The organism is Streptomyces sp. NPDC005374, from assembly GCF_042872225.1.
Taxonomy (GTDB): Bacteria; Actinomycetota; Actinomycetes; order Streptomycetales; family Streptomycetaceae; genus Streptomyces.
The window spans coordinates 114,562-140,546 of record NZ_JBIAKA010000016.1 but is presented as its reverse complement, the minus strand read 5'-3'; the positions used below and the strand labels follow the sequence as shown (position 1 = coordinate 140,546).

Below are 25,985 nucleotides of genomic sequence, written 5' to 3'. Positions count from 1 at the left end.
CGTGACGGGTGTTCCTCGACGGAGACTCAGCGAAGGGCCGGCTCGTCCAGCGTCAACGTGCCCGCGTCGGCGTCGAGTTCGCCCGCCACCCCGAAGGGCATGGTCAACGCCCCCTCGCAGTGCCCGAATCCGAACTCCTCGACGACGGGGACACCGAGTCCGCCCAGCCGGTCGGCGAGAACCGCTCGCAGCACACCGTAGGGACCGCACCCCGCCCAGGAACCGAGGACGATCCCGCTGACCCCCTCCAGCCATCCGCTGCGCAGGAGTTGGGTCAGCATGCGGTCGACGCGGTACGCCTGCTCCCCCACGTCCTCGATCAGCAGCAGTCCGTCCCGGGCTCCGGGGCGGGCGTGCCGGGTGCCGAGGTCGGTGGCGAGCAGGCTGAGGCAGCCGCCCAGCGTGACTCCGCGGGCCCTCCCTGGGGTCAGGGCGCCGCCCCGGGAGGCGATCGTGCGGACCGTTTCCGGGGTGAACAGCGTGGCCTTCAGATGCTCCTGGGCGACGGCGCTCTTGACGAAGTCGACTCCGGCGGCGGCCGGCCCGTACAGCGTGACCAGTCCCATGCGGGTGGCGAACGCCTGGTGCAGCGTCGTGACATCGCTGAAGCCCACGAACACCTTGGGCCCGGCCGCCCGCATCGCGTCCCAGTCGAGCAGGTCGACCATCCGCTGGGCGCCGTAGCCGCCCCTGGCGCACAGCACCGCGTCGACGGACGGGTCGCACCAGGCCTGCTGGAGATCGGCGGCGCGGTCGGCGTCGGAGCCGGCCAGATATCCCAACTCACCGTGTGTGTCGAGCACATGAGGGGCGACGACCGGGTCGAGGTCCCAGCCGCGCAGGACGTCGAGTCCGGCCTGGAGGCGTTCCTCCTGCACCGGCCCGCTGGTCGCGACCACGGCCACGCGGGCGCCGGGGGCGAGTCTGGACGGCCGCACGAGTTCTGTCACTTGGTGAGCTCCAAGGTCGGGACACCGGGCGGGTTCAGCCCGAACACCTGGGCGTACAGGGAGAGTTCGGACTCCAGGGCTCGGATCATCGTGTCGGTCCGGCGGAACCCGTGGCCCTCCCCCTCGAACGCGAGGTAGGCGTGCGGCACCCGTCGCCCCGAGATCCGGGCGAGGAACCGCTCGCACTGCGCGGGCGGGCAGATCACGTCGTCCAGGCCCTGCAGCAGCAGGAACGGCACGGTGACCCGGTCGGCGTGCTCGACGGGTGAGCGCTCGGCGTATCTTCCGGGGACCTCGGCGAGCGGTCCGACCAGGCTCTCCAGGTACTGCGACTCGAAGTCGTGGGTCTCCCCGGCGCCCCAGCCGGCCAGGTCGAGAACCGGATAGGCGACCGTGCCGCAGGCGTAGACGTCGGTCGTGGTGAGGGAGGCGGCCGCGGTCCAGCCACCGGCGCTGCCGCCGCGGATCGCGAGCCGGCCGCGGTCGGCGGTGCCCTCGTCGGCGAGGGCGAGCGCGACGGCCGCGCAGTCCTCGACGTCGACCACACCCCACTGCTCGCGCAGACGGTTGCGGTACTCCCTGCCGTATCCGGTCGAGCCCCCGTAGTTGACCTCGGCGACGCCGATGCCGCGCGAGGTGAAGTAGGCGATCGAGAGGTCGAGCACAAGGGGCGCGTGTCCGGTCGGCCCGCCGTGCACCCACACGACGTACGGCGGCAGCTCGCCGCCGGGTGCCATGTACCCGGGGTGGTGGGGCGGGTAGACGTGGGCGTGGATGTCCCGGCCGTCCGGTCCGGTGAAGGTGCGGATCAGCGGCTCGGGGTAGTGGACGGGGTCGACCGGGTCGTCGTGCTCGGCGCCGATCACCCGGGCCCGGCCGATGGGGGCGCCCCCGCGCGAGGTTGTTCGAGCGTGGGGGAGCGTGTCGAGTTCGACGACCTCGTAGGCGGTGCGGGGGCTCGCCCCGACGCCGACGACCCGCTCGCCGTGCACCGCGAGGGTGGGCGCGAACTCGGTCCAGGGGCCCGCCGCGTCGACGAGTTCGCCGGTCTCGGGGTCGACGATGCCGAGCGCGGTCGAGCCGCTGCCGTGCACGACGGCGATGAGTCCGCTGTCCAGCGGGGCGAACCAGCGGTGGCCGAGCTTCCAGAGGGCGCCGCCGAACTCCTCCTCGCGCGGGCAGAGTTGCTCCCCGTCGCGGTAGAGGTTCCACCAGCCGGTGCGGTCGCTCGCGTACAGGAGGCGGCCGTCGGGCGACCAGTCGGCCTGGGCGATGGACTCCTCCGGTCCGCCGGCCACCGTGCGGGGCTCCCGGAGCATGCCCTGGTGGACCTCGGCGACGACCAGCTCGGTGCCGTCCCACGGCATGCGCGGGTGGTCCCAGGCGAGCCAGGCGGCGCGTGAGCCGTCGGGCGAGAGCCGGGGCCCGGTGATGAACCGGTGCCGGTCGTCGGTAAGTTCACGTACCGCGTCCCGGTCCTGCGCGGCAGAGCCGTCCAGGGGCACGGCGGCGAGCACCCGGCGTACGTCGGTGGGCCCGTCGCCGGTGAACTCCTCCAGGACGCACCACACCTCACCGCGGTCGAGCCTCAACTGCGGTTCCGCCCAGCGCAGTCCGCCGCCGACCGGGGAGTCGGGGGTGAGAGGGCGCGGCTCGGTCCCGGGCTCGTACCGGTACAGCCGCTGGTCGGCGAAGTTCACGAACACGACGAGGGGCGCACCGGCCACCACCGCGCCGGCCCAGGGGTGACCGCCGTACTCGATGACCCGGCTGCGCACGTTCCACGGCGCGGGCAGCACCGACTCCTCCGGGCCGTCGGCGCGTCTGCGCACCAGGGTGCGGCGGCCGTCCTCGGCGGGCCGGGGTTCCGTCCACCACACCTCGTCCCCGACGAAGCCCAGCCATTCGGGGCGTCCGTCGTGCGCGGCCGCGAGTGCCGCGTCGACGGGTGAGGACCAGGAACCGTATGGCGACGTCTGCACGCTCTCCCCCAACTCGCTCAGGCTGTCCGCAGGAACCGGTCGAGTACCCGGACTCCGAAGTGCAGTGCCTCCACCGGGACCCGCTCGTCGACCCCGTGGAACAGGGCCTGGTAGTCGAAGCCCACCGGAAGCTTCAAGGGCGTGAACCCGTACCCGGTGATACCGAGGCGGGAGAACTGCTTGGCGTCCGTGCCGCCGGACATGCAGTACGGCACGACGTGCCCCTCGGGCGCGAACTCCTCGACGGCGGCACGCATACCGGCGTACGTCGGCGAGTCGAGCGGCGCCTGGAGGGCGACCTCGCGATGGCTGAACTCCCAGTCCACGTCAGGCCCTGTGAGCTTGTCGAGGGTCGCGCGGAACTCGTCCTCGCCGCCGGGCAGATACCGGCCGTCGACGTAGGCCACGGCCTCCCCGGGGATGACGTTGAGCTTGTAACCGGCTTCCAGCATGGTCGGGTTGGCGCTGTTGCGGACGGTCGCCTCGACCAGCTTGGCGGCCGGGCCGAGCTTCTCCAGCAGCCCGTCCACGTCGGTGAGGTCGGTCTCGATGCCGTGGAGCGCGGCGAGTTCGGTGAGGGCCGCCCGGACCGTCGGGGTGAGCCGCAGCGGCCACTCGTGCTCGCCGATGCGGGTCACGGCGGCGGCGAGCCGTGTGACGGCGTTCTCCTTGTTGACCTTGGAGCCGTGCCCGGCGCGACCGCGTGCGGTGAGCTTCAGCCAGCCGGTGCCACGCTCCCCCGCCGCGATGGGGTAGATCTGCCGCCCGGCGCCGTCGTGGAAGGTGAACGCCCCCGACTCGCTGATTCCCTCCGTGCAGCCCTCGAAGAGCTCCGGATGCTCGTCGGCGAGGAACCCGGAGCCGTCCACGGCACTGGCCTCCTCGTCGGCGGTGAACGCGATCACGAGGTTCCGCCGGGGCCGCAGGCCCTCCCGGGCCCAGGCCCGCACGACGGCCAGGATCATCGCGTCCATGTTCTTCATGTCGACCGCGCCGCGCCCCCACACGACCCCGTCGCGGATCTCCCCGGAGAAGGGGTGCACGCTCCAGTCCGCGGCCTCGGCGGGCACGACGTCCAGATGACCGTGGACGAGCAGCGCGTCCGCCGACGGGTCGGTGCCCTCGATACGGGCGACGACGTTCGTGCGGCCCTCGGTGCGCTCCAGCATCAGGGGGTCCAGGCCTGCTCCGGCCAGTTGCTCGGCAGCGTACTCGGCGGCGGGGCGCTCCCGACAGTCTCCGCCGCCCCGGTTGGTGGTGTCGATGCGGATGAGGTCGGAGGTGAACCGGACGACCTCGTCCAGTGCCGTCTGGTCAGCCATACTGCTCCTCCACGGCGGCCGAGACGATCGTGGTGACCGCCTTGAAGGTACGGATTCCCTCGTACATGGTCTCGTGGGTGTACGCCACCTTCCGCGCCCCGATCCGCTCCACGCCCGGCACCACGGTGGCCGCCATCGCGAGGTGCTCGGCGTCGAACTCGACCGCGATCGTGAACGGCCCTGCGTCTACGGGTTCCTGACGGACCGCCAGCTGAGCGGCCTCCTTGGCCGCGGCCCTGATGTCGGCCGCGGTGCGGGCCGGGGTACGGCACACGGCGGCGTACCGCGAGACGTGGTCCTTGACGGCGACCTTCAGCGCCTCGGGCGCGTAACCGAGGGCGTCCTCGCAGGCCACGTCGTCGCCGGTGACCAGGATGACGGGGACGCCGTACTCGGCCACCACATGGGCGTTGAGGTGTCCCTCGCTCGCGGGGACGTCGTTCAGCCACACCCCGGTGATGGAGTTGGCGAGGTAGGTGTGGGCGAGGACACCCTCCTGGCCCGCACCCGCGTGGTAGCCGAGGAAGGCGATGCCGTCGACGTCGCCGTACTGGACGCCCTCGACCATGGAGAGGTCCTTGTGCCGTCCGGTGAGCATCTGCGCCCGCTCGTCGAGCTGTTCGAGCAGCAGGTTGCGCATCGTCGAGTGCGCCTCGTTGATGAGGACCTCGTCGGCGCCGCCGTCGAAGAAGCCGAGCACAGCGGCATTGACGTCCGAGGTGAACAGCGAGCGGCAGCGCTCCCACTGCGACGCCCCGGGCATCACGTCGTCCGGCCAGGTGACACCCGTGGCGCCCTCCATGTCGGCGCTGATGAGGATCTTCATGGTCCGTCACGTTACGCGCCGCGGAGGTTGCCGCGGAGGTTTACGCCGCCCGCAAGTGGTGAGGCGAGCCGAATGCCGCTTACCCCTGCCGCTTCGACAACTCCTGTAAGACGCGTATCCTCCCTCGCGGGTTCCACAGGAGACGGACAGGGAGAAGCGTGAGCGACACCGCACCGCCCGTGCAGGCGGCACGACGGACGACGGCGGCCACCACGCCGGGAAACTCCCCGGGGCGCCCGAAGCAACGCGACGCGTTCTTCGACAACGCGAAGTACCTGGCGATCGTGCTGGTCGCGATGGGGCACGCCTGGGAACCCCTGCGCTCCGACAGCCGGGCCGTCACCGCGCTCTACACGGTCGTCTACGCCTTCCACATGCCGGCGTTCATCATCGTCTCGGGCTACTTCTCGCGTTCGTTCGACGCGAGCCCGGCGAAGATCAAGCGTCTGATCACCGGGGTCGTCGTCCCCTACGTCGTCTTCGAGGTGGCGTACACCTTTTTCACCCGGTGGTCCGACGGTGTCCCGGACCGCAAGATCAGCCTGCTGGACCCGCTGTATCTGACGTGGTTCCTGGCCGCGCTGTTCGTCTGGCGGCTGACCACGCCGATCTGGCGGAGCGTGCGGTGGCCGTTGCCGATCGCCCTCACGATCGCCGCGCTCGCCACCCTCTCCCCGTCCATCGGCAACGACCTCGACCTCCAGCGCACCCTGCAGTTCCTGCCGTACTTCGTGCTCGGTCTGTGTCTGCGACCCGAGCACTTCTCGCTGGTGCGGCAGTGGCGGGTGCGGCTGGCGGCGGTACCGGTGTTCGCGGCCACGGTGGTGTTCTCGTACTGGGCGTTGCCGCGCATGGACTACGCGTGGTTCTTCCACCGCGACGCCGCCGAGCACTTCGGCGTGCCGGCCTGGTACGGGCCGCTCATGACACTGGCCCTCTTCGGCTGCTCGCTGGTGCTGGTCGCCTGCTTCCTGTCCTGGGTGCCGGGACGCCGGATGTGGTTCACCACGCTGGGCGCGGGCACGCTCTACGGCTATCTGCTGCACGGCTTCGTCGTCCAGGCCGGCAAGCACTGGGACTGGGCCGGGCACGCGTGGGCGCGCACCCCGCTCGGCGCGATCGCCGTCACCCTTGTCGCCGGTCTCGTCGTGACCGTTCTGTGCACCGCGCCGGTCCGTCGGGTCTTCCGGTGCGTGATGGAGCCGAGGATGGAGTGGGCGTTCCGCAGGACCTCGCCCGAATCGGGCGGGGTGCCCGCCCAGGTGCGCCGATAGCGCCTGCTTGCGGGGGCGGGGTCAGGTCCGGTGGATGCGGTCGACCAGGATGCCGCTGACCAGCGGGGTGCGCGGTCCGAAGCCGAGCAGCACCCCGTCCTCCAGGACAACGCCCACGGCCCGCACAGGCCGGGATCTCGCGGACTCCGGACATCTCGGCAACGCCGTCGGGCAGGCACCCCGTCCTCCGAGGCGGCGACCCCGCGGTCCGGACAGGCCGGGGCCTCCTGGACGCCGGGCAGCTCGACCAGGCCGTCGGAGGGCCCCCCGCCGGCGGGGGAGCCCGGCGGGCCGGGAGTCCCCCCGGCCCACCCGCTCGTCAGGCGGAGCGGCCCACCACCCACCACTTCGACGGCAGTTCGATCCGGGTGCCGTCGGACCGGTACTCGGTGGTGATGAGCGGCAGTTCACCGCTCGCCACGATCGTGAGCCCGGCAGCTCCGAGGTAGACGGGCACGGCGTCGTCGGCCACCTCACCGGGGGCGATGCCGTGCTGGAAGACGGGTGCCAGCTTGGCGGGCGGGCCGTCAGCGCTCTGCGCGAGGCCCATGAGGATGGGCTTGGCGGCCTCGGAGAGCTCGACGAGGAAGGCCCGGCCGCGCTCCCCGACAAGGGTGGCGACCCCGTCGACCATCTGCTGCCGGTCCTCTGGCGCGGCCTGGTGCAGCACGCCCCGCATATAGACGTTGGCGTCCCCGAGTTCGGCGTGCAGGTTCGCCGGCTCGCCCTTGTCGGAGGCGTCCAGCAGACGGTACGTCACCTGCTCGTCGGGGTCGGCGTCGCGCGCGTGGTCGAGGGCCGCGGCGGACAGGTCCACCCCGATCACCTGGTTGAAGTGGGCGGCGAGGAAACGGGCCTGGGTGCCGTTCCCACAGCCCAGGTCCACCAGCGGCAGCCCGGGATCGACCAGCAGGGGCTCGAAGTGGGCGAGGTGGACACCAGAGGTCAACACCGGCTCCGCATCCCAGAACACGGCCCCCTGCCGCCCCGGAGCCTCCCGCCAGAACCCCTCCCAGGACTCCCGGTAACGACTCGTCACGCTCATGCCCAACTCCCCAGGATACGAACACAACCCACCAAAGTTGGCAGGTCAGTACGGTGTATCGCGCCGGGGTCGCACGAACAAGCGCGTGGCGCATTCCTTCACGCCCAGTTCGAGAAACACGCGCCCGGGCAGGGGCCGTTCAGCGCCGGGGCAGGGTCAGTTCGAACCAGACGGTCTTCCCCGCCTTCGTACGGCTCGCACCCCACTCACGCGCGAGGGTGCTCACCACACGCAGCCCTCGCCCCTGTTCGTCGGCGGGCCCCGCGCTCAGCAGATTGGGCAGGTCGTGGTCGTCGTCGTCCACCTCGCACAGCAGGGTGTCGCCCCGCACCAGCCGCAGTTCCACCGCCCGGCTGTGCGAGTGCCGCACCGCGTTGGTCACCAGCTCGCTCACCAGGAGCTCCGCGGCATCGACCAGTTTCACCAGACCCCAGTCGTGAAGCTGCTCCCGCACCACCGCGCGGGCCCGCCCCACCTCGGCCGGATCGAGCGTGATCCGCCACTCGGCCACGTCGTCCGGCTCTATGCCGTTGAGCCGGGCCATCAGCAGGGCCACGTCGTCCTTGCGGCCACCGCGGGGGTTGAGCGCGCGGATGATCGCGTCGCAGGCGTCGTCCATCGACGCGGCCGGGTGTGCGGCGGACTCGGTGAGTGTCGCGAGCCCCACTCCGATGTCCTCGCCCCGGACCTCCACCAGCCCGTCGGTGCACATCAACAGCCGGTCACCGGGCTCCACTCGCACGCGTACGGCCTCGAAGGGCACTCCTCCGACGCCGATGGGCGCACCGGTGGGCAGGTCGAGGAGCTCACTGCGCCCGTCGCGGGCCCGCACGATCACCGGCGGGATGTGGCCCGCGTTGGCGAGGTGGAGTTCGCTCGCGATCGGGTCGTAGACGGCGTAGAGACAGGTTGCGAGGTAGGTGTCGCCGAGTCGCTGGGCGAGGTCGTCGAGGTTGCGCAGCAACTGCGCGGGCGGCAGGTCCAGCGCGGCCATGGTCTGCACGGCCGTGCGCAACTGCCCCATCATGGCGGCCGAGTTGAGGCCGTGCCCCATGACGTCGCCGACGACCAGGGCCGTCCGCGCGCCGGGCAGCTTGACCGAGTCGAACCAGTCGCCGCCGACGCGTCCCAGGAGCGTGCCCGGCAGATAGCGGGTGGCGATGTCGCAGCCCGCCATGCGCGGCGGGATGTGCGGCAGCATGCTGTCCTGGAGGGTCTCGGCGACGGACTCCTGGAAGGTGTACATGCGCGCGTTGTCCAGCACGAGACCGGCGCGGGCGGCGAGTTCGGCGCCGGTGACCCGGTCCATGTCGTTGAACTCGACGCGCTCCGGGTGCCGCAGCAGGATCATGAAGCCGAGGACCACATTGCGGGCCTTCAGCGGTACGACCAGCATGGAGCGGCCGGTGATCAACGGCCGGATGTCCCGCTTCTCGAACTGCGAGGCGATCGCGTGCCCCATCTGCTCGCTGATGCGCGGCACGAGGACGGGGTCGCCGGTGGTCATGCACTGGAAGAACGGGGTGTGCGCGGGGAACGGCATGGCCTCGCCGACCGGCACGACGTCGTCCCAGCGGCCGGGTTCGTCGGTGTGCTCGAGGGCGACCCGGTGCCACATGGTGGTGGTGTCGGGCACGCCGTCGGGGAACCCCTCACCGGCGACGACCTGTTCGCGCAGATAGGTGCCGGCCACGTCGGTGAAGCGGGGCACGACGGCCCTGCTGACCTCGACGATGGTCCGGGACAGGTCGAGGGAGGTGCCGATCTTCCCGCTGACCTCGTTGAGGAACTCCAGCCGCTCGCGTACGGCGACGTATTCGAGGTCCTCGCCCTCGTCGAGGTCGTCCTGCGGTACGGGCAGGCCGTCGGCGGCCGCCCTGGCCGCCCGCTCACGGCGGGCCTTGCGCTCGGCACGCCGGGGCACGCCCCAGTCGGGGGTGACGGGCACCCGGTCGTTCTGGCTGAACTCCAGGACGGGATAGCCCAGTTCGAGGATCTGCGCGACGATGCGGGCGCCTTCGCCGACGCTCATGCTGGGCAGGATCTCGGGAAGTCGGCGGGCGAGTTCGTCGGCGCCGGGGAAGTCGGTGTGCAGGGCGAAGGCGGGCGCGATCCGCTCGACGGCCACGGCGCCCTCGTCCAGGCCGATGTCCTGGTGGAGCCCGTCCGCGTCGGCGGCGAGGACCAGCAGTCGTTCCCGGCCGGGGCCCACCAGCGGGTAGGCCCACCACAGGACGTCGACGCGACCGTCCCCGGGGGCGGTGAGACGGGCACGCCCCGAGGCCGGGTAGGAGAGTCCGCCGTCGAGGGACGACTCCAGATCGGGTCCGAGGCCGTCGTAGGCGGCGAATCCGCCGTAGGACCGGGTGTCCTCGTCGTCGGGCAGTGCTCCGGAGACAGGCAGCAGGTCAACGGCCGTGCGGCCGATGGCCTCTTCCCTGCTGACGCCGAACAGCCGGCGCGCACCCCGGCTCCAGTGGGACACCAGGCCGTCGCGGTCCACCACGACCACGGCCAGCGGGACACGTCCGGCCGCGGCGTGCGCGTCCGCCGCGCCGTTCCCAGCTCCGCGGCTGGGAGGTGCGCCCCTCTCGGTGCCATGGTCCATGGCCCAGGCCCTCTCTCCGCAAGATCTGTGCCGCCTACTCCACCGTACGGCGCCGGTCGGTCACGGTGTGCGGCAATGCGGTAATTGGCCCGGACCGGCTCACCCCGGCGCGCGCCCCCGCCGCACCACACCGTGCGAAGGCGCCGGTCGGGGGCGGGCAACGCGAGCTGACGATCTGTCAGTCCTCGTGTCCGAGCTGGAGATCCCGCTCCGTGCGGCCGCCGTCGGCCATCCGGAACACGGTGGCGACGGGCGGGTAGCCGGCGGCGATGACGGTGTACTCGCCGGAGGACAGGTCGACGAAGCGGTAAGTGCCGTCGAGGCCGGTGGTGAGGGTGTCCACGACGTTGCCGGCCGTGTCCAGGAGCGTCACGCGCGCGTCCTCGACGGGGCGGCCACCGCCGGCCCGCACGGTGCCCCGCAGTACCGCGCCGCCGGCGAGTTCGACGTCCTGGCGGGTCTCCCGGGCGGCCTGGACGGTGACGGGGAGCGCGGCCGGGCGGAAGGCGGGGGCGCTCGCGGCGAGGGTGTACGCCCCGGCGACCAGTTCGGTGACGGCGTAGGCGCCCTCGGGTCCGCTGCGGGTGGTGGCCACGACGTCGCCGTGCCCGTCGGTGAGGGTGACGTTGGCGTCCCGCACGGGCGTGCCGTCGGCGGTCAGCACCCTGCCCGCGAGCCGTCCGGCTCCGCCGAGGACGAGGTCCAGCTCGACGGGGCGCTCGCCGATCGTCACGGCGACGGCCTGCGGCTGGTGTCCGCCCGCGGCCGCGATCAGGACGTACGACCCGGAGCCGGGCGTCGGCAGCGCGTACCGGCCGTCCTCGCCGCTGGCACTGCGCCCGATCTGTGCTCCGGCCACGTCGATGAGGGTGAGCGCGGCCCGGGGCACGACGCTGCCGTCGGAGTGCCGCACCGTGCCGCGGACGGGTGCTCCGTCGGCGCCGGACGAGCGGGCCTGCGGGATCGGCGCGGTCTCCGTCTCGGACGCGTTGTGGGACACCAGCGGTTTCTCCTTGAGGAAGAAGGCGATGAGGAGACCGAGGACGAGCACCGGCACCAGGTAGAGGAAGATCCTCGGCATGGCGTCGGCGTAGGCCCGGATGTAGCCGTCGCGCAGCGTCGGGGGCAGGGCGTGGACGAGCTGCGGGGTGAGGGACTCGGGGTCGGGCAGCCCGGCGCCCGCGGGCAGTCGCTCGGTGAGCGCGTCGGTGAGCCGGTCGGCGAACAGGGTGCCGAAGACCGCCGCCCCCATGCTGCCGCCGATCTGCCGGAAGTAGTTGTTGGCACTGGTGGCGGTGCCGAGGTCGGCGGGGCGCACGGAGTTCTGCACGGCGAGGATCAGTACCGGCATCACCATGCCGATCCCGGCGCCGAGGACGGCCATCCAGATGCTGTAGTGCAGGCGGGGCGTGTCGGTGTCGAGGTGGGACAGCAGCCACATGCCGACGGCGGCGAGGGCGCTGCCGAGGACCGGCCAGATCTTGTAGCGGCCGGTGTGGCTGATGAGTTGTCCGGCGACGACGGAGGCGCCGACGATGCCGGCCATCATGGGCAGCATCAGCAGCCCGGACTCGGTGGCGCTCGCGCCGTCGACCATCTGGAGGAAGGTCGGCAGGTAGCCGGCCGCCCCGAAGAGCGCGACCCCGATCACCAGGCCCACCAGGGCGGTGACATCGAAGACGGAGTCCCTGAACAGCCTGAGCGGGATGAGGGGTTCGGCGGCGAAGTGCTCGGCGACCAGGAAGAGCCCGGCGGACACGACCGCCCCGGCTCCGAGGGCGAGGACGACCCGTGAGTCCCAGGCGTACTCGGTGCCGCCCCAACTGGTCAGCAGCACCAGGCAGGTTGAGGACGCGGCGAGCAGCAGCGCGCCGAGGACGTCGAAGCGGGGCTTCGCCGTGGGCCTGGGGAGTTTCAGTACGGCGGTGACGACCGCCAGGGTCAGCAGACCGAAGGGCACGTTGACGTAGAAGCACCAGCGCCAGGAGAGGTGGTCCGTGAAGTAGCCGCCGAGCAGGGGGCCGGCGACGGAGGCGAGTCCGAAGGCGGCGCCGATCAGGCCCATGTAGCGACCGCGCCGCCGGGGCGGCACGATGTCGGCGATGATCGCCTGCACGCCGATCATGAGGCCGCCCGCGCCGACGCCCTGGACCGCGCGGAAGGCGATCAGCTGGTCCATGGTCTGCGCCCGTCCGGCCAGCGCGGAGCCGATGACGAAGACGACGATCGCGAACTGGAAGACGCCCTTGCGGCCGAGCAGGTCGCCGAGTTTGCCGTAGACCGGCAGTCCGATGGTGGCGGTGAGCAGGTAGGCGGTGATCGCCCAGGACATCCGGTCCAGGCCGTGCAGTTCACCGACGATCCTGGGGAGCGCGGTGGCGACGATCATCTGCTCCAGCGCGGCGAGAAGCAGCGCGAGCATGAGCCCGAAGAAGATCAACCGCACCCTGCGTGGGCCGGGTTCGACGGTGGGGGCGGGAACCTCCGGGGGCGCTTCGACCTGTTCCTCGTGCACCGGAGTCGTCACGCCCACGTCCCGCTCCCCTCGTCGCGCCTGCCACGCATTTCCCGCATAAGGCGACAACTACGAGCAAGCGCGACGAGTTACGGCACACCAGGGGGTCGTGCGGAGATCCACTCGATCCGGTGACCGGGAGCAACATCCGCCGGGCGGCAGGGACTTACTTCTCGACCTCGGTGGCGAGCCGGTCGAGGATGCTGTCGTAGATCCGGCCGAGGCCCTTGGGTGCGAAGGTCCGCTCGAAGAAGCCGCCGATGCCGCCGGCGCCGTCCCAGGTGGTGGTCACCACGACCCGGGACTTGCCCTCACCGGCCGGGGTGACCCGCCAGGTGGTGACCATGGAGGAGTTGCGGTCCTTCTCGACGAGCTCGCCGTCGGTGGGCTCGGTGACCTCCAGGAGGCAGTCGCGCACGCGCTTGCTGGTGGCCTGGAGCTTCCAGTGGACGAGGGTGCCCTCGCCGTCGCCGCCCTCGCGCACCTCGTACTCGCTGAACTGCTCGGGCAGCACCTTCGAGCGCGTGCCGCTGTAGTCGGCGACGGCGTCGAACACCTTCTCCGCGTCCGCCGCGACGATCCGCTCCGTAGTGGCCTCGACCTGCGCCATCGACTTCCTCCAGGACTTCAAGTTCTCGGGGTCGGGGCAAGCCAACCACCCCCGCCCACGGGCTCCCAAATCGGGGTTGCACAAGAATTCGAACAAGTGTTTCACTCGAGGGGCAGTGCTACCGAGGAGGCCTCATGCGCTGGGAGAACCTCACCGGCTCCGCCGAACACGGACGGGCCGACGCCGCCCTGTTCGGCGCCGACGCGGTGGTCAGCCGTACCTTCGACACACCCGAGTTCGCCGGGATCACCTTCCACGAGATCCGGGCCCGTTCGATCATCAACCGGGTGCCGGGCGCCTCCCGCATGCCCTTCGAGTGGACCGTGAACCCCTACCGGGGCTGCTCGCACGCGTGCGTGTACTGCTTCGCCCGCAAGACGCACAGCTACCTGGACCTGGACACGGGGCTCGACTTCGACTCGCAGATCGTGGTCAAGATGAACGCGCCCGAGCTGCTGCGCCGCCAGCTGGGCTCGCGCCGCTGGACCGGTGAGCACATAGCGATGGGCACCAACGTCGACTGCTACCAGCGCGCGGAGGGCCGCTACCGGCTGATGCCGGGCATCCTCGCCGCCCTGCGCGACCACGCGAACCCCTTCTCGATCCTGACCAAGGGCACCCTGATCCTGCGCGACCTGGACCTGCTGAAGCAGGCCGCCGAGGTGACGGACGTCGGCATCTCCGTCTCGGTCGGCTTCACCGACGCCGAGCTGTGGCGCACCGTCGAGCCGGGCACACCGGCTCCCGAGCGGCGCCTGGACGTCGTACGGACACTGGCCGACCACGGCATCGGGTGCGGGGTCCTGATGGCTCCGGTGATCCCGTTCCTGAGCGACGGTCCGGCCCAGCTGCGGGCCACCGTGCGCGCGATCGCCGCCGCGGGGGCCACGTCCGTCACCCCGCTGGTGCTGCATCTGCGGCCCGGCGCCCGGGAGTGGTTCATGGCCTGGCTGGACCGGGAGCACCCCCATCTGGTGCGCCGCTACGAGCGGCTGTACGCGGACGGCGCCTACGCCCCGAAGTGGTACCAGCGCCGGATCACCCGTCAGGTCCACGAGCTGGCGCGGGAGTACGGCATCGGCCCCTCGGGCGCGGAGATGCCGCGGCGGATCCGCGAACCGGAGCCCGAGGTGACGCCGATGTCCGAACCGACCCAACTCACGTTGATCTGAGAGCGTTCGAGCGCATCGGACGGCCCAATCGGGTCAAGTATCAGCAGAACAGGTTCTTCCGGGCGTGCTTTCCGGGACGATGCCGCGTGGACCGTGACCCTCGCGGCCCGAAACCCTCCGTCCTGGGAGGACTTCATGAGAAAACGCGCAGCCGTCCTGTGCGGTGCCGCGGTCGTCATGGCCGGGGCCTTCACCGCCGTCCCCGCCGACGCCGGCACCCCGCAGCACACCCACAACGCCCAAGCCGCGCGACTCGACTGGAAGAAGTGCGGCACCACCAACTCCCCGACCCTTCAGTGCGCGTCCCTCAAGGTGCCGCTCGACCACGCGAACCCGCGCGGGCAGCAGATCACCCTCGCCCTGTCCCGGGTCCCGCACACCGCGAAGAAGTACCAGGGCCCGCTGCTGGTCAACCCCGGCGGCCCCGGCGGCAGCGGTCTGACCTTCGCCGGGTTCATCGCCTCCGGCCTGCCCAAGTCCGTCGCGGCCCAGTACGACGTCATCGGCTTCGACCCGCGCGGGGTGGGCAAGAGCAAGCCCGCCCTCGACTGCAGGCCGGGCCACTTCGACCCGGTGCGCCCGAACTCGGTGCCGAGCACACCCGCCATCGAGAAGGCCAACCTCGATCGCGTGAAGTCCTTCGCCGCCGCCTGCGGCCGGAAGTACGCGGACGTGCTGCCCTACATCGACACCGTCAGCGCCGTGCGGGACATGGACTCCATCCGCCAGGCCCTCGGCGCCGAGAAGATCAACTACTTCGGCTACTCGTACGGCACCTACCTCGGCGCGGTCTACGCCAAGCTCTTCCCGCACCAGGTACGCCGTCTGGTCCTGGACTCGATCGTCGACCCGACCGGCGTCTGGTACGACGACAACCTCGCCCAGGACTACGCCTTCAACGACCGCCACCGCGCGCTGATGGCCTGGATCGCCAAGTACGACACGACGTACAGACTCGGCACCGATCCGGAGAAGATCGAGGCCAAGTGGTACGCGATGCGGGCGGCCCTCGCCAAGAAACCGGCAGGCGGCAAGGTCGGCGCCTCCGAGCTGGAGGACACCTTCGTCCCCGGCGGCTACTACAACGGCTACTGGCCCTACCTGGCCGAGGCGTTCTCGGACTACGTGAACAGCAAGAACGCCGACCCGCTGGTCGAGGCGTACGAGAACTTCGCCGCCGTCGACGCGTCCGGGGACAACGGCTACAGCATCTACACCTCCGTCCAGTGCCGTGACGCCTCCTGGCCGCGCGACTGGGACCAGTGGCGCGACGACAACTGGGCCGTCTACGAGAAGGCTCCGCTGATGGCCTGGAGCAACGCCTGGTACAACGCGCCGTGCGCGTTCTGGCCCGCGGAGTCGCTCGAGCCGGTGAACATCGCCAACGGCAAACTGCCGCCGACGCTGCTCTTCCAGGCGACGAACGACGCGGCCACCCCGTACGAGGGCGGCGTCACGGTCCACCGTCTGCTGGCCGGCTCGAGCCTGGTCGTCGAGCAGGGCGGCGGGAACCACGGCATCACGCTGAGCGGCAACGCGTGCCTGGACAGGTACCTGGCCGCGTATCTGACCGACGGCAAGGTGCCGCGCGGCGGTGGTGAGGCCGACGCGGTGTGCGAGGCGATGCCCGATCCGAAACCGCTGAGCTCCAAGGCCGCGTCCACGTCCTCGCGCGGCTCGACACTGCACGGGCTGCTCGGCTTCCGAGGCTGAGCGTCCGAGGCTCCGTCGGGGACGGGCTCTGTCAGTGCTGTGGTCCACCATGGACACATGAGTGAGCTGACCAGGATTCCCGCCCCCGCCGGGGTCGCCCCCGCGGCCCAGTACTCCCACGTGGTGCTGGGCCGCGGTCGTTTCGTCGCGGTCTCGGGCCAGGTCGCCCTCGACGAGGACGGCAGGCTCGTCGGCGAGGGCGACGCCACCGCCCAGGCCCGCCAGGTCTTCGAGAACCTCCGCCGCTGCCTCACCGCCGCCGGGGCGACCTTCGACGACGTCGTCAAACTCACCTACTTCGTCACGGACATGGCCCACATGCCGGCGATCCGCGAGGCCCGCGCCGAGCACATACCCGACGACGGGCTGCCCGCGGCCTCCGCCGTGCAGGTCGCCGGGCTGGTGCGTCCGGAGTTCCTGCTGGAGATCGAGGCGTTCGCGGTGGTCGGCGGATAATGCGGAGGCCTGGGGGGCGGACGCTGCATAGGGTCTGTCGTCATGGACGCCCCTCTCCTCATCCGCGAGATGGCCCTCGCCGACTGCGACCGTGTCTCGGAGATCCGGATCCGGGGCTGGCAGAGCGCGTACCGCGGCCTCATGCCCCAGCCGTTCCTCGACGCGCTCAGCGTTCCGGCGGACGCCGAGCGTCGCCGCGCCCGCTTCGGACAGAGCGGCAGCCGCAGGGGGGACCTGGTCGCCGAACGGGACGGCGAGATCCTCGGCTGGGCCTGCCACGGTCCCTACCGGGACGGTGAACTGCGCACCGAAGACGCCGAGTTGTACGCGATCTACGTGGACGTGCAGCGGTTCGGCAGCGGCATCGGACACGCCCTGCTCCAGGAGTCCGTACACCGCACCTCGGCCGCCGGGCACCCCCGCCTGCTCCTGTGGGTCCTCAAGGACAACACGCGCGCCCGGCACTTCTACGAACGCCGGGGCTTCACGGCCGACGGCGCCGAGGAGCCCTTCGAGGTGGACGGAGTTCCGGTTCCCGAGGTGCGGTACGTGAAGGAACTGGCCCCCTGACAGCTCACCTCTGCTTCGGGATCCGCCGAAGCGCCCGCACCGCCTCCTCCGCGAGCGACGGATGCGCGAGGGCCTCGTTCAGTACGGGCCGGGCCCGGGCGTCGGCCAGGGTGCCGAGGCCCTCCACGCAGGCGAGTGCCACGCGGCGGTACGGGTCGTGCGGGCGCAGCCGGCGTTCCAGCGTGGTGATCAGCGCGGGCACCGATTCGGGGGCATGGAGTTCGGCCAGCAGCCGGACCGGGTGCAGGGCGTAGGCGACGCGGAGTTCGTTGGTGGCCAGGGTTGCCGCCGCGCGGGCCGTGCGCGGGTCTCCCAGCCGGGCCAGGGCGTACGCGGCGGCGGCGCAACGCGGTGGATCACGGTGGTTGAGCAGCAGGACCAGCGACTCGAAGGCCCGGCGGTCCCCCGCGAGCCCGAGCCGGAACGCGGCCAGCTCCCGGGCCCACAGCGGCTGTCCGGGCTCGGTGAGGACTCCGGCCAGTTCATCGGGGTCCTCCGTCGTCGCAAGACGCTCATAGGCGGCCGATGCCCCCGACTCCAGCCGTAAGCGCTCCGTGACCGATCGCGACTCTTCGTCCATGAACCCGAGGTTAGGGGGCTCGTCGAGGGCGCGGGACGTACATCACAAATCCGGGGGCTGGCGCGCTCGTTACCCACCGGTTAAGCTCAGACGAGCGAGTTACCCACTCGTTGGAACTCCTTGCGGTGGCCTGGTGACGCAGCCGCCGTGAGAGCAGTCGGTTCGGTGCCTCAGGTACCGCCAGTACGCAGTACGACCCGGCTTGGGACAGGGCCGGTCGGCTTCCACCGTTCTCCGGGCGTGTGCACGCCCGCGACGACGGCCCGGGCGTGTGCGCTCGCAGCCCGGCAACACCCGCACTCCGCAGGTCCTCACGCACCCGGTGCGCCTCTCGGCGTACCGGGTCGCGCTCCCAGTCGTCACCCTCATTCCTGGAGTTCCGCGATGGCCACTCCCCTGTCCGACCCCTCTTCCTCCCCGCTCCGGACGATTGCCGTCATCGGCCTCGGCACCATGGGCACCGGCATCGCCGAGGTCCTCGCCAAGGCCGGCCGCGAGGTCGTCGGCATCGACATCAGCGAGGCGCAGGCCGCCAAGGCCGTCGCCGCCCTGGAGAACGCCACCGCCCGCGCCGTGGAGCGCGGCCGGCTCACCGAGCAGGAGCGCGTGGACGTCCTCGCCCGCCTCCGCACCTCCACCGACCTGCGGGCCGCGGCCGACGCCGACCTCGTCATCGAGGTGGCTCCGGAGTCGTACGAGATCAAGCACCAGATCTTCCGTGAGCTCGACGGGATCGTGCGCCCCGAGACGATCCTCGCCACCGGCACCAACGCCCTGTCGGTGACGCGCCTGGCGGCCGACTCGGCCCGCCCGGAGCGCGTGCTCGGTCTGCACTTCTTCAACCCGGCACCCGCGATGAAGCTGGTCGAGGTGGTCTCCTCGGTGCTCACCGCGCCGACGGCCGTCACCGCGGTCACCAACCTCGCCCTCGACCTCGGCAAGGAGCCCGTCGCGGTCGGCGACCGGCCCGGTTTCGTCGCCGACGGGCTGCTGTTCGGCTACCTCAACCAGGCGGCCGCGATGTACGAGGCGAAGTACGCCTCCCGCGAGGACATCGACGCGGCGATGCGGCTCGGCTGCGGCCTGCCCATGGGCCCCCTCGCCCTGCTCGACCTGATCGGCGTCGACACCGCGCGCACGGTCCTGGAGGCCATGTACTCCGAGTCCCACGACCGGCTGCACGCCCCCGCCCCGATCCTCAAGCAGCTCAGCGAGGCGGGCCTGTCCGGCCGTAAGTCGGGCCGCGGCTTCTACACCTATGAGGCTCCCGGCAGTGCGACGGTCGTGCGGGACGCGCTGACTCCCCTGGCGGACTCGGCGCAGGCGCCGGGCCGCGAGGTCCGCTCCGTCGGTGTCGCGGGCTCCGGGACCATGGCGTCCGGGATCGCCGAGGTCTTCGCCAAGGCCGGGTACGAGGTCGTCCTCGCCGCCCGCAGCGAGGAGAAGGCGCAGACGGCGAAGGCCCGTATCGGCAAGTCCCTTTCCCGCTCCGTCGACAAGGGCCGGATGACGGCCGAGGCGGCCGCGCAGACCCTGGACCGGATCACCGCGGCGGGGTCCTACGAGTCCTTCGCGGACGTCGATCTGGCCGTCGAGGCCGTCGCCGAGGACCTGGAGATCAAGCAGCAGCTCTTCCAGGCGCTGGACAAGGTCTGCAAGCCGGGCGCGGTCCTGGCCACGACGACCTCCTCGCTGCCCGTCGTCGCCTGCGCCCGCGCCACCTCGCGCCCGCAGGACGTGATCGGCATGCATTTCTTCAACCCGGCGCCGGCGATGAAGCTGGTCGAGGTCGTCCGTACGGTCCTGACGGCCGAGGACGTCCACTCGACGGTCCGCGAGGTCTGCGTCCGGATCAAGAAGCACGCGGTCGACTGCGGGGACCGTGCGGGCTTCATCGTGAACGCCCTGCTGTTCCCGTACCTCAACAACGCGATCAAGATGGTGCAGGAGCACTACGCGTCCCTCGACGACATCGACGCGGCGATGAAGCTGGGCGGCGGCTACCCGATGGGCCCCTTCGAGCTCCTGGACGTCGTCGGTCTCGACGTCTCGCTGGCGATCGAGAAGGTCCTGCACCGCGAGTTCCGCGACCCGGGCCTCGCACCGGCGCCGCTCCTGGAGCACCTGGTGGCCGCGGGCTGCCTCGGCCGCAAGACCGGCCGCGGCTTCCGCGAATATGCCCGGCGCTGAGCGTCCCGGCGACTGGTTCAGAGACGGTGAGGACTGGGGCGGCCTGCTCGACCCGGGCGGCCGCCCCCCGCTGACGGGGCCCGGCACATGCCCGCCGGTCCCCGCTGGGGGAACCCCCGGACACGCGCGGCAACCTGCGCACATGCAGTACGTTCGGGTCATGCCCCAGCCCGCCAGGTCCTCTCGTCCACCAGCCACGCCCGACGCGCCGGAAAGTGCGGCCGGCGGTCGCGCGGCCGCCCAGCGGCTCAAGATGCGCCGAGAACTGGCGGCCGCCGCGATGGAGCTGTTCTCCACCAAGGGGTACGAGGCGACCACCGTCGACGAGATCGCGGCCGCGGCCGGGGTCGCCCGACGCACCTTCTTCCGCCACTTCCGGTCCAAGGAAGAAGCGATCTTCCCCGACCACGACGACACCCTGATCCGGGCCGAGGCGGTGCTCAACGCGGCCCCCGCGCACGAGCACCCGCTCGACACGGTGTGCCGCGGCATCAAGGAAGTCATGAAGATGTACGCGGCCCGGCCGGACATCTCGGTCGCCCGCTACAAGCTGACGCGCGAGGTGCCGACGCTGCGGGAGGCCGAGATCGCGTCGGTGGCCCGCTACGAGCGGCTGTTCACGCGGTACCTGCTGGGTCATTTCGACGAGCACGCGCACGACGACGAGGCGAACGACGATCCACTGCTGGCGGAGGTCGCCGCGTCCGCCGTGGTCACCGCCCACAACCATGTGCTGCGGCGGTGGCTGCGGGCCGGCGGACAGGGGGACGTGGAGAGCCAGTTGGACCATGCGTTCGCGATCGTCCAGAAGACGTTCGGGAGGGGGATCGGAGCGGGCCGGGACGCGTCGCCGCTCCCGGCACCACCGGCTTCTGTGGCCTCTCAGGGAGAGGTCCTGGTGACCGTCGCCCGGACGGATGCGCCGCTCGACGAAGTGATGCGGGCCATCGAGCAGGCCCTCAAGGAGCGGTGACGGTTCTCAGCGCGCCTCGCAGGTGAGAACCCGGCCGCCGCCTGCTCCGGGTCCGCCTCCCCCACCACCCACCCGGTGATCAGCCGGCCCATCACGGCGCCGGCATGTTGCGACCGGTCGCGAGCAGCACCGCACCCGGGACCGGCCCGGCGACGGTCCGATCAGGGGCAGACCGTCCGGGGTCATCGGCCGGGGGCCCCACCCACTCCCGCTGCCGCCGGTCCCAGGCTCCACCCGGCGTTGCCGTAAGCGGTCGGGGTCACGGCCCATCGCGCCGGCGGCTTCGGCCTGCTTGCCGAGAGCAGTGAGGCCCGCCTTCGCCGCGCCCTGTGCACCAGGCAGCGCGGCAGCGGCTCCACGAGGACCGCGAAGCCGTAGCCCTTGCCGGGCGCGAGGCCGATGCGTAGGCCGAGCGGGTGGCACGGCTCGCGGGGCCACGCCACGGCGGCCACGATCACCCTGTCCGCCGTGCGGGTTCCGGTGGCCGTACCGTGCCCGATAACGCCCGATTGACGCCTACTCGCCAGTAGGTTTGATCGATCATCGCTCATTTGTTACGTAAAGATTTCATCTGAGGGCAATCTCTGGCACTCAGTGCCTTGCACGGTGGCACGCGGTGTCTTACGTTGAAGGAAGTCCGGGCGGCCGGCGTGCAGCGACCTTTCGCACGTCGGCTGTCCCAGCAACTCATCGAGCTGCTCGCCCGGACGCCTGCGTCACAGGCAACCTCCCGCGCCACAAAGCGCTGCCGAGCAAGACACCGCCGAACCGACGGCACCGACGTAACCCTCAGCGTCCCTCCCTCAGGACGCTTATCGCCGGAGGCAACACCGTGACCGTGAAGGACATCCTGGACGCGATCCAGTCGCCGGACTCGACTCCGGCCGACTTCGCCGCTCTGCCGCTCCCCGAGTCGTACCGCGCGATCACCGTGCACAAGGACGAGACGGAGATGTTCGCGGGTCTGGAGACCCGCGACAAGGACCCGCGCAAGTCGATCCACCTCGACGAGGTCGCCCTGCCCGAGCTGGGCCCGGGCGAGGCCCTGGTCGCCGTCATGGCGTCGAGCGTCAACTACAACTCCGTGTGGACCTCGATCTTCGAGCCGGTGTCGACGTTCTCCTTCCTGGAGCGCTACGGCCGGCTCAGCGAGCTCAGCAAGCGGCACGACCTGCCGTACCACGTCATCGGTTCCGACCTCGCGGGCGTCGTCCTGCGCACCGGCCCGGGCGTCAACGCCTGGCGGCCCGGTGACGAGGTCGTCGCGCACTGCCTGAGCGTGGAGCTGGAGTCCTCGGACGGCCACAACGACACGATGCTCGACCCCGAGCAGCGGATCTGGGGCTTCGAGACCAACTTCGGCGGGCTCGCGGAGATCGCGCTCGTCAAGTCCAACCAGCTGATGCCCAAGCCGGACCACCTCAGCTGGGAGGAGGCCGCCGCCCCGGGCCTGGTCAACTCCACCGCTTATCGGCAGCTGGTGTCCCGCAACGGTGCCGGCATGAAGCAGGGCGACAACGTCCTGATCTGGGGCGCCAGCGGCGGGCTCGGCTCCTACGCCACGCAGTTCGCGCTGGCCGGCGGCGCCAACCCGATCTGTGTCGTCTCCAGCCCGCAGAAGGCGGAGATCTGCCGCTCGATGGGCGCCGAGGCGATCATCGACCGCAACGCCGAGGGCTACAAGTTCTGGAAGGACGAGAACACCCAGGACCCCAAGGAGTGGAAGCGCTTCGGCAAGCGCATCCGCGAGTTCACCGGGGGCGAGGACATCGACATCGTCTTCGAGCACCCGGGCCGCGAGACCTTCGGCGCGAGCGTCTACGTCACCCGCAAGGGGGGCACCATCACCACCTGCGCCTCGACCTCGGGCTACATGCACGAGTACGACAACCGCTACCTGTGGATGTCCCTGAAGCGGATCATCGGCTCGCACTTCGCCAACTACCGCGAGGCCTGGGAGGCCAACCGGCTCATCGCGAAGGGCAAGATCCACCCGACTCTGTCCAAGGTGTACTCCCTGGAGGAGACCGGACAGGCCGCCTACGACGTGCACCGCAACCTCCACCAGGGCAAGGTCGGCGTCCTGTGCCTGGCCCCCGAGGAAGGTCTCGGCGTGCGCGACGAGGAGATGCGCGCCAAGCACATCGACGGCATCAACCGCTTCCGCAACATCTGAGACACCCGGGGTCATAGATGACTGAGCGTCAGCCCGCCGAAGGCACGCGGGAGAAGGACCGGCCGTGGCTCATGCGCACGTACGCCGGCCACTCCACAGCCGAGGCGTCCAACGAGCTGTACCGCCGCAACCTCGCCAAGGGGCAGACAGGGCTCTCCGTGGCCTTCGACCTGCCGACGCAGACCGGCTACGACTCCGACCACATCCTCGCCCGCGGCGAGGTGGGCCGGGTCGGCGTGCCGATCGCGCACCTCGGTGACATGCGCCGGCTGTTCCAGGACATCCCCCTGGAGCAGATGAACACCTCGATGACGATCAACGCCACCGCCATGTGGCTGCTGGCGCTCTACCAGGTCGTCGCCGAGGAGCAGGGTGCGGACATCACCCGGCTCCAGGGCACGACCCAGAACGACATCGTCAAGGAATACCTGTCGCGGGGAACCCATGTCTTCCCGCCGGGGCCCTCACTCCGGCTGACGACGGACATGATCGCGTACACGGTCTCCCACATCCCGAAGTGGAACCCGATCAACATCTGCAGCTACCACCTGCAGGAAGCGGGCGCCACGCCGGTCCAGGAGATCGCCTACGCGATGTCCACCGCGATCGCGGTTCTCGATGCCGTACGCGACTCGGGGCAGGTTCCCGCCGAGAAGTTCGGGGACGTCGTGGCCCGCATCTCCTTCTTCGTGAACGCGGGTGTCCGCTTCGTCGAGGAGATGTGCAAGATGCGGGCGTTCGGGCGGATCTGGGACCGGATCACGCGCGAGCGGTACGGCATCGAGAACCCCAAGCAGCGCCGCTTCCGGTACGGCGTCCAGGTCAACTCCCTCGGTCTGACCGAGGCGCAGCCGGAGAACAACATCCAGCGGATCGTCCTTGAGATGCTGGCGGTGACCCTCTCGAAGGACGCACGCGCGCGTGCCGTCCAGCTGCCGGCCTGGAACGAGGCCCTGGGGCTCCCCCGGCCCTGGGACCAGCAGTGGTCGCTGCGGATGCAGCAGGTGCTGGCCTACGAGAGCGACCTGCTGGAGTACGAGGACATCTTCGAGGGCTCGCACGTCATCGAGGCGAAGGTGACCAGGCTGGTCGAGGACTCGTTCGCGGAGATCGACCGGATCCAGGAGATGGGCGGCGCGATGGCCGCCGTCGAGTCGGGCTACCTCAAGTCGCAGCTCGTCTCCTCGCACGCCGAGCGCCGGGCCCGGATCGAGTCCGGGCAGGAGAAGATCATCGGCGTCAACATCTTCGAGACGACCGAGCCGAACCCGCTCACGGCCGACCTGGACACCGCGATCCAGACGGTCGACCCGGCCGTCGAGGCCCGGGTGATCGCGGGACTCCAGCACTGGCGCGACACGCGGTACCAGCCGCCCTTCAACCACCCGCGGCCCTGCAAGGCGCTGGAGAAGCTGAAGGAGGCCGCGAAGGGCACCGGCAACCTCATGGAGGCCACCCTGGAGTGCGCCCGCGCGGGTGTCACTACCGGAGAGTGGTCCGGGGCCCTGCGGGAGGTGTTCGGCGAGTTCCGGGCGCCCACGGGTGTCTCCTCCGCGCCGGTCGCGGTCCCCGCGGAAGCGGGCTCGGCCATGGCCGACGTCCGCCGACGGGTCGAGGTGACCGCCAGGGACCTCGGCGTCGGCAAGCTGCGCTTCCTGGTCGGCAAGCCCGGCCTGGACGGGCACTCCAACGGGGCCGAGCAGATCGCCGTACGCGCGCGTGACGCCGGCTTCGAGGTGGTCTACCAGGGCATCCGGCTCACCCCGGAGCAGATCGTGGACGCGGCCCTCGCCGAGGACGTGCACGCGGTCGGCCTGTCCATCCTGTCCGGCTCGCACGCGCAGCTGGTACCGGACGTCCTGGAGAGGCTGCATGTGGCAGGCGCCACAGATGTACCTGTCATCGCCGGTGGGATCATCCCCAATGGAGACGCCGAGCAACTGCGGGCAGCCGGAGTGGCCGCCGTCTTCACCCCGAAGGACTTCGACATCACCGGCATCATCGGCCGCATCGTCGACGAGATCCGGAAAGCGAACAAGCTCGACCCCCTGGAGGTCCCCGCATGACCGTCAACCGTCTGCGTCCCCGTCGCTCGTGTCTCGCGGTCCCGGGAAGCAACCCCCGCTTCCTGGAGAAGGCACAGGGTCTCCCGGCGGACCAGGTCTTCCTCGACCTGGAGGACGCGTGCGCCCCGCTCGCCAAGCCCGAGGCGCGGCACACCATCGTCAAGTTCCTCAACGAGGGTGACTGGACGGGCAAGACGAGGGTCGTGCGCGTCAACGACTGGACGACCGAGTGGACGTACCGCGATGTCGTCACGGTCGTCGAGGGCGCGGGCCAGAACCTCGACTGCATCATGCTGCCGAAGGTGCAGACCGCCCAGCAGGTCGTCGCCCTCGACCTGCTGCTGACGCAGATCGAGAAGACGATGGGCTTCGAGGTCGGCAAGATCGGCATCGAGGCGCAGATCGAGAACGCGCAGGGCCTCAACAACGTCAACGAGATCGCGACCGCGTCCCAGCGCGTCGAGACGATCATCTTCGGCCCGGCCGACTTCATGGCGTCGATCAACATGAAGTCGCTGGTCGTGGGCGAGCAGCCGCCCGGCTACCCGGCGGACGCCTACCACTACATCCTGATGAAGATCCTGATGGCCGCCCGCGCCAACAACCTCCAGGCGATCGACGGCCCCTACCTGCAGATCCGCAACGTCGACGGCTACCGCGAGGTCGCCCAGCGGGCCGCGGCCCTCGGCTTCGACGGCAAGTGGGTGCTGCACCCGGGCCAGGTCGAGGCGTCCAACGAGATCTTCTCGCCCTCGCAGGAGGACTTCGACCACGCCGAACTGATCCTGGACGCGTACGAGTACTACACGTCCGAGGCGGGCGGCAAGAAGGGCTCCGCGATGATCGGCGACGAGATGATCGACGAGGCCAGCCGCAAGATGGCGCTGGTCATCTCCGGCAAGGGCCGCGCGGCCGGCATGCAGCGCACGTCCAAGTTCGAGATCCCGGAGGCGTGAG

Annotated in this window: 19 protein-coding genes; 10 read left to right on the top strand and 9 right to left on the bottom strand. The window is 70.8% G+C overall.

Annotated features, from left to right (window positions below; translation table 11 throughout):
• Positions 1-26: 26 nt before the first annotated feature.
• The 4 genes from ACFYRX_RS34435 to ACFYRX_RS34420 are packed head-to-tail and all read right to left on the bottom strand — an operon-like array spanning position 27 to position 5,080.
• The gene (locus tag ACFYRX_RS34435) at positions 27-950 is read right to left on the bottom strand and encodes an LD-carboxypeptidase (protein ID WP_389108437.1); all 924 of its coding nucleotides are present in this window, start codon (positions 948-950) and stop codon (positions 27-29) included.
• On the bottom strand, positions 947-2,932 hold the full coding sequence (locus ACFYRX_RS34430; protein ID WP_389108434.1) for an LpqB family beta-propeller domain-containing protein: 1,986 nt from the start codon (positions 2,930-2,932) through the stop codon (positions 947-949). Before ACFYRX_RS34430 ends, ACFYRX_RS34435 begins: the two co-directional genes overlap by 4 nt.
• Before the next feature lie 17 nt (positions 2,933-2,949).
• Positions 2,950-4,254, bottom strand: coding sequence for a M20/M25/M40 family metallo-hydrolase (locus tag ACFYRX_RS34425; protein WP_389108431.1), 1,305 nt, complete (start codon positions 4,252-4,254; stop codon positions 2,950-2,952).
• Positions 4,247-5,080: a M55 family metallopeptidase gene (locus tag ACFYRX_RS34420; RefSeq protein WP_389108429.1), complete on the bottom strand. Its 834-nt coding sequence runs from the start codon at positions 5,078-5,080 to the stop codon at positions 4,247-4,249. The genes ACFYRX_RS34425 and ACFYRX_RS34420 overlap by 8 nt, the downstream gene beginning before the upstream one ends.
• Positions 5,081-5,238: 158 nt before the next feature.
• On the opposite strand from ACFYRX_RS34420, the gene ACFYRX_RS34415 reads away from it, so the two are divergent.
• Positions 5,239-6,354: an acyltransferase family protein gene (locus ACFYRX_RS34415; RefSeq protein ID WP_389108426.1), complete on the top strand. Its 1,116-nt coding sequence runs from the start codon at positions 5,239-5,241 to the stop codon at positions 6,352-6,354.
• Positions 6,355-6,673: 319 nt separating this feature from the next.
• Here the strand turns inward: ACFYRX_RS34415 and ACFYRX_RS34410 are convergent, their stop codons facing one another.
• The 4 genes from ACFYRX_RS34410 to ACFYRX_RS34395 all read right to left on the bottom strand — a co-directional run bounded on the left by ACFYRX_RS34410 (position 6,674) and on the right by ACFYRX_RS34395 (position 13,132).
• Positions 6,674-7,399, bottom strand: coding sequence for a class I SAM-dependent methyltransferase (locus ACFYRX_RS34410; protein WP_389108423.1), 726 nt, complete (start codon positions 7,397-7,399; stop codon positions 6,674-6,676).
• 139 nt (positions 7,400-7,538) lie between these two features.
• Positions 7,539-10,007, bottom strand: a complete 2,469-nt coding sequence (locus ACFYRX_RS34405) for a SpoIIE family protein phosphatase (protein WP_389108420.1) — start codon at positions 10,005-10,007, stop codon at positions 7,539-7,541.
• A 178-nt stretch (positions 10,008-10,185) separates the two neighbouring features.
• Positions 10,186-12,540, bottom strand: coding sequence for an MFS transporter (locus ACFYRX_RS34400; RefSeq protein WP_389108417.1), 2,355 nt, complete (start codon positions 12,538-12,540; stop codon positions 10,186-10,188).
• Positions 12,541-12,688: 148 nt separating this feature from the next.
• On the bottom strand, positions 12,689-13,132 hold the full coding sequence (locus ACFYRX_RS34395) for an SRPBCC family protein (protein ID WP_389108415.1): 444 nt from the start codon (positions 13,130-13,132) through the stop codon (positions 12,689-12,691).
• A gap of 134 nt (positions 13,133-13,266) precedes the next feature.
• Here ACFYRX_RS34395 and ACFYRX_RS34390 point away from each other — a divergent pair, with 134 nt between their 5' ends.
• The 4 genes from ACFYRX_RS34390 (at position 13,267) to ACFYRX_RS34375 (ending at position 17,043) form a co-directional block, all read left to right on the top strand.
• Positions 13,267-14,304 (top strand): Rv2578c family radical SAM protein, encoded by a 1,038-nt coding sequence (locus tag ACFYRX_RS34390; RefSeq protein ID WP_389108413.1) that lies wholly within the window; start codon positions 13,267-13,269, stop codon positions 14,302-14,304.
• 135 nt (positions 14,305-14,439) lie between these two features.
• Complete coding sequence (locus ACFYRX_RS34385) at positions 14,440-16,017, top strand: alpha/beta hydrolase (protein ID WP_389108410.1); 1,578 nt, start codon at positions 14,440-14,442, stop codon at positions 16,015-16,017.
• Positions 16,018-16,074: 57 nt separating this feature from the next.
• The gene (locus tag ACFYRX_RS34380; protein WP_389108408.1) at positions 16,075-16,473 is read left to right on the top strand and encodes a RidA family protein; all 399 of its coding nucleotides are present in this window, start codon (positions 16,075-16,077) and stop codon (positions 16,471-16,473) included.
• A gap of 42 nt (positions 16,474-16,515) precedes the next feature.
• Positions 16,516-17,043 carry a GNAT family N-acetyltransferase gene (locus ACFYRX_RS34375; RefSeq protein WP_389108405.1) on the top strand — a complete coding sequence of 176 codons (528 nt, stop codon included), beginning with the start codon at positions 16,516-16,518 and terminating at the stop codon, positions 17,041-17,043.
• Between the two features lie 4 nt (positions 17,044-17,047).
• Here ACFYRX_RS34375 and ACFYRX_RS34370 read toward each other — a convergent pair whose 3' ends face one another.
• Positions 17,048-17,623, bottom strand: a complete 576-nt coding sequence (locus ACFYRX_RS34370; protein WP_389108402.1) for an adenylosuccinate lyase — start codon at positions 17,621-17,623, stop codon at positions 17,048-17,050.
• 384 nt (positions 17,624-18,007) lie between these two features.
• On the opposite strand from ACFYRX_RS34370, the gene ACFYRX_RS34365 reads away from it, so the two are divergent.
• From ACFYRX_RS34365 to ACFYRX_RS34345, 5 genes are all read left to right on the top strand, one after another.
• The gene (locus tag ACFYRX_RS34365; RefSeq protein WP_389108399.1) at positions 18,008-19,813 is read left to right on the top strand and encodes a 3-hydroxyacyl-CoA dehydrogenase family protein; all 1,806 of its coding nucleotides are present in this window, start codon (positions 18,008-18,010) and stop codon (positions 19,811-19,813) included.
• 142 nt (positions 19,814-19,955) lie between these two features.
• Positions 19,956-20,786 (top strand): TetR family transcriptional regulator, encoded by an 831-nt coding sequence (locus tag ACFYRX_RS34360; RefSeq protein ID WP_389108396.1) that lies wholly within the window; start codon positions 19,956-19,958, stop codon positions 20,784-20,786.
• 838 nt (positions 20,787-21,624) lie between these two features.
• Positions 21,625-22,962, top strand: coding sequence for a crotonyl-CoA carboxylase/reductase (gene ccrA / locus ACFYRX_RS34355; protein ID WP_389108725.1), 1,338 nt, complete (start codon positions 21,625-21,627; stop codon positions 22,960-22,962).
• Positions 22,963-22,979: 17 nt separating this feature from the next.
• Positions 22,980-25,028: a protein meaA gene (locus tag ACFYRX_RS34350; protein ID WP_389108393.1), complete on the top strand. Its 2,049-nt coding sequence runs from the start codon at positions 22,980-22,982 to the stop codon at positions 25,026-25,028.
• Positions 25,025-25,984, top strand: coding sequence for a CoA ester lyase (locus ACFYRX_RS34345; RefSeq protein WP_266820829.1), 960 nt, complete (start codon positions 25,025-25,027; stop codon positions 25,982-25,984). The genes ACFYRX_RS34350 and ACFYRX_RS34345 overlap by 4 nt, the downstream gene beginning before the upstream one ends.
• The last annotated feature ends 1 nt before the right edge of the window (position 25,985 follow it).

Coding starts and splice junctions, on each gene's coding strand:
- ACFYRX_RS34425 (WP_389108431.1), bottom strand. CDS start 4,254: ATGGCTGACCAGACGGCACTGGACGAGGTCGTCCGGTTCACCTCCGAC.
- ACFYRX_RS34420 (WP_389108429.1), bottom strand. CDS start 5,080: ATGAAGATCCTCATCAGCGCCGACATGGAGGGCGCCACGGGTGTCACC.
- ACFYRX_RS34410 (WP_389108423.1), bottom strand. CDS start 7,399: ATGAGCGTGACGAGTCGTTACCGGGAGTCCTGGGAGGGGTTCTGGCGG.
- ACFYRX_RS34405 (WP_389108420.1), bottom strand. CDS start 10,007: ATGGACCATGGCACCGAGAGGGGCGCACCTCCCAGCCGCGGAGCTGGG.
- ACFYRX_RS34395 (WP_389108415.1), bottom strand. CDS start 13,132: ATGGCGCAGGTCGAGGCCACTACGGAGCGGATCGTCGCGGCGGACGCG.
- ACFYRX_RS34390 (WP_389108413.1), top strand. CDS start 13,267: ATGCGCTGGGAGAACCTCACCGGCTCCGCCGAACACGGACGGGCCGAC.
- ACFYRX_RS34385 (WP_389108410.1), top strand. CDS start 14,440: ATGAGAAAACGCGCAGCCGTCCTGTGCGGTGCCGCGGTCGTCATGGCC.
- ACFYRX_RS34380 (WP_389108408.1), top strand. CDS start 16,075: ATGAGTGAGCTGACCAGGATTCCCGCCCCCGCCGGGGTCGCCCCCGCG.
- ACFYRX_RS34375 (WP_389108405.1), top strand. CDS start 16,516: ATGGACGCCCCTCTCCTCATCCGCGAGATGGCCCTCGCCGACTGCGAC.
- ACFYRX_RS34370 (WP_389108402.1), bottom strand. CDS start 17,623: ATGGACGAAGAGTCGCGATCGGTCACGGAGCGCTTACGGCTGGAGTCG.
- ACFYRX_RS34365 (WP_389108399.1), top strand. CDS start 18,008: ATGGCCACTCCCCTGTCCGACCCCTCTTCCTCCCCGCTCCGGACGATT.
- ACFYRX_RS34360 (WP_389108396.1), top strand. CDS start 19,956: ATGCAGTACGTTCGGGTCATGCCCCAGCCCGCCAGGTCCTCTCGTCCA.
- ACFYRX_RS34350 (WP_389108393.1), top strand. CDS start 22,980: ATGACTGAGCGTCAGCCCGCCGAAGGCACGCGGGAGAAGGACCGGCCG.
- ACFYRX_RS34345 (WP_266820829.1), top strand. CDS start 25,025: ATGACCGTCAACCGTCTGCGTCCCCGTCGCTCGTGTCTCGCGGTCCCG.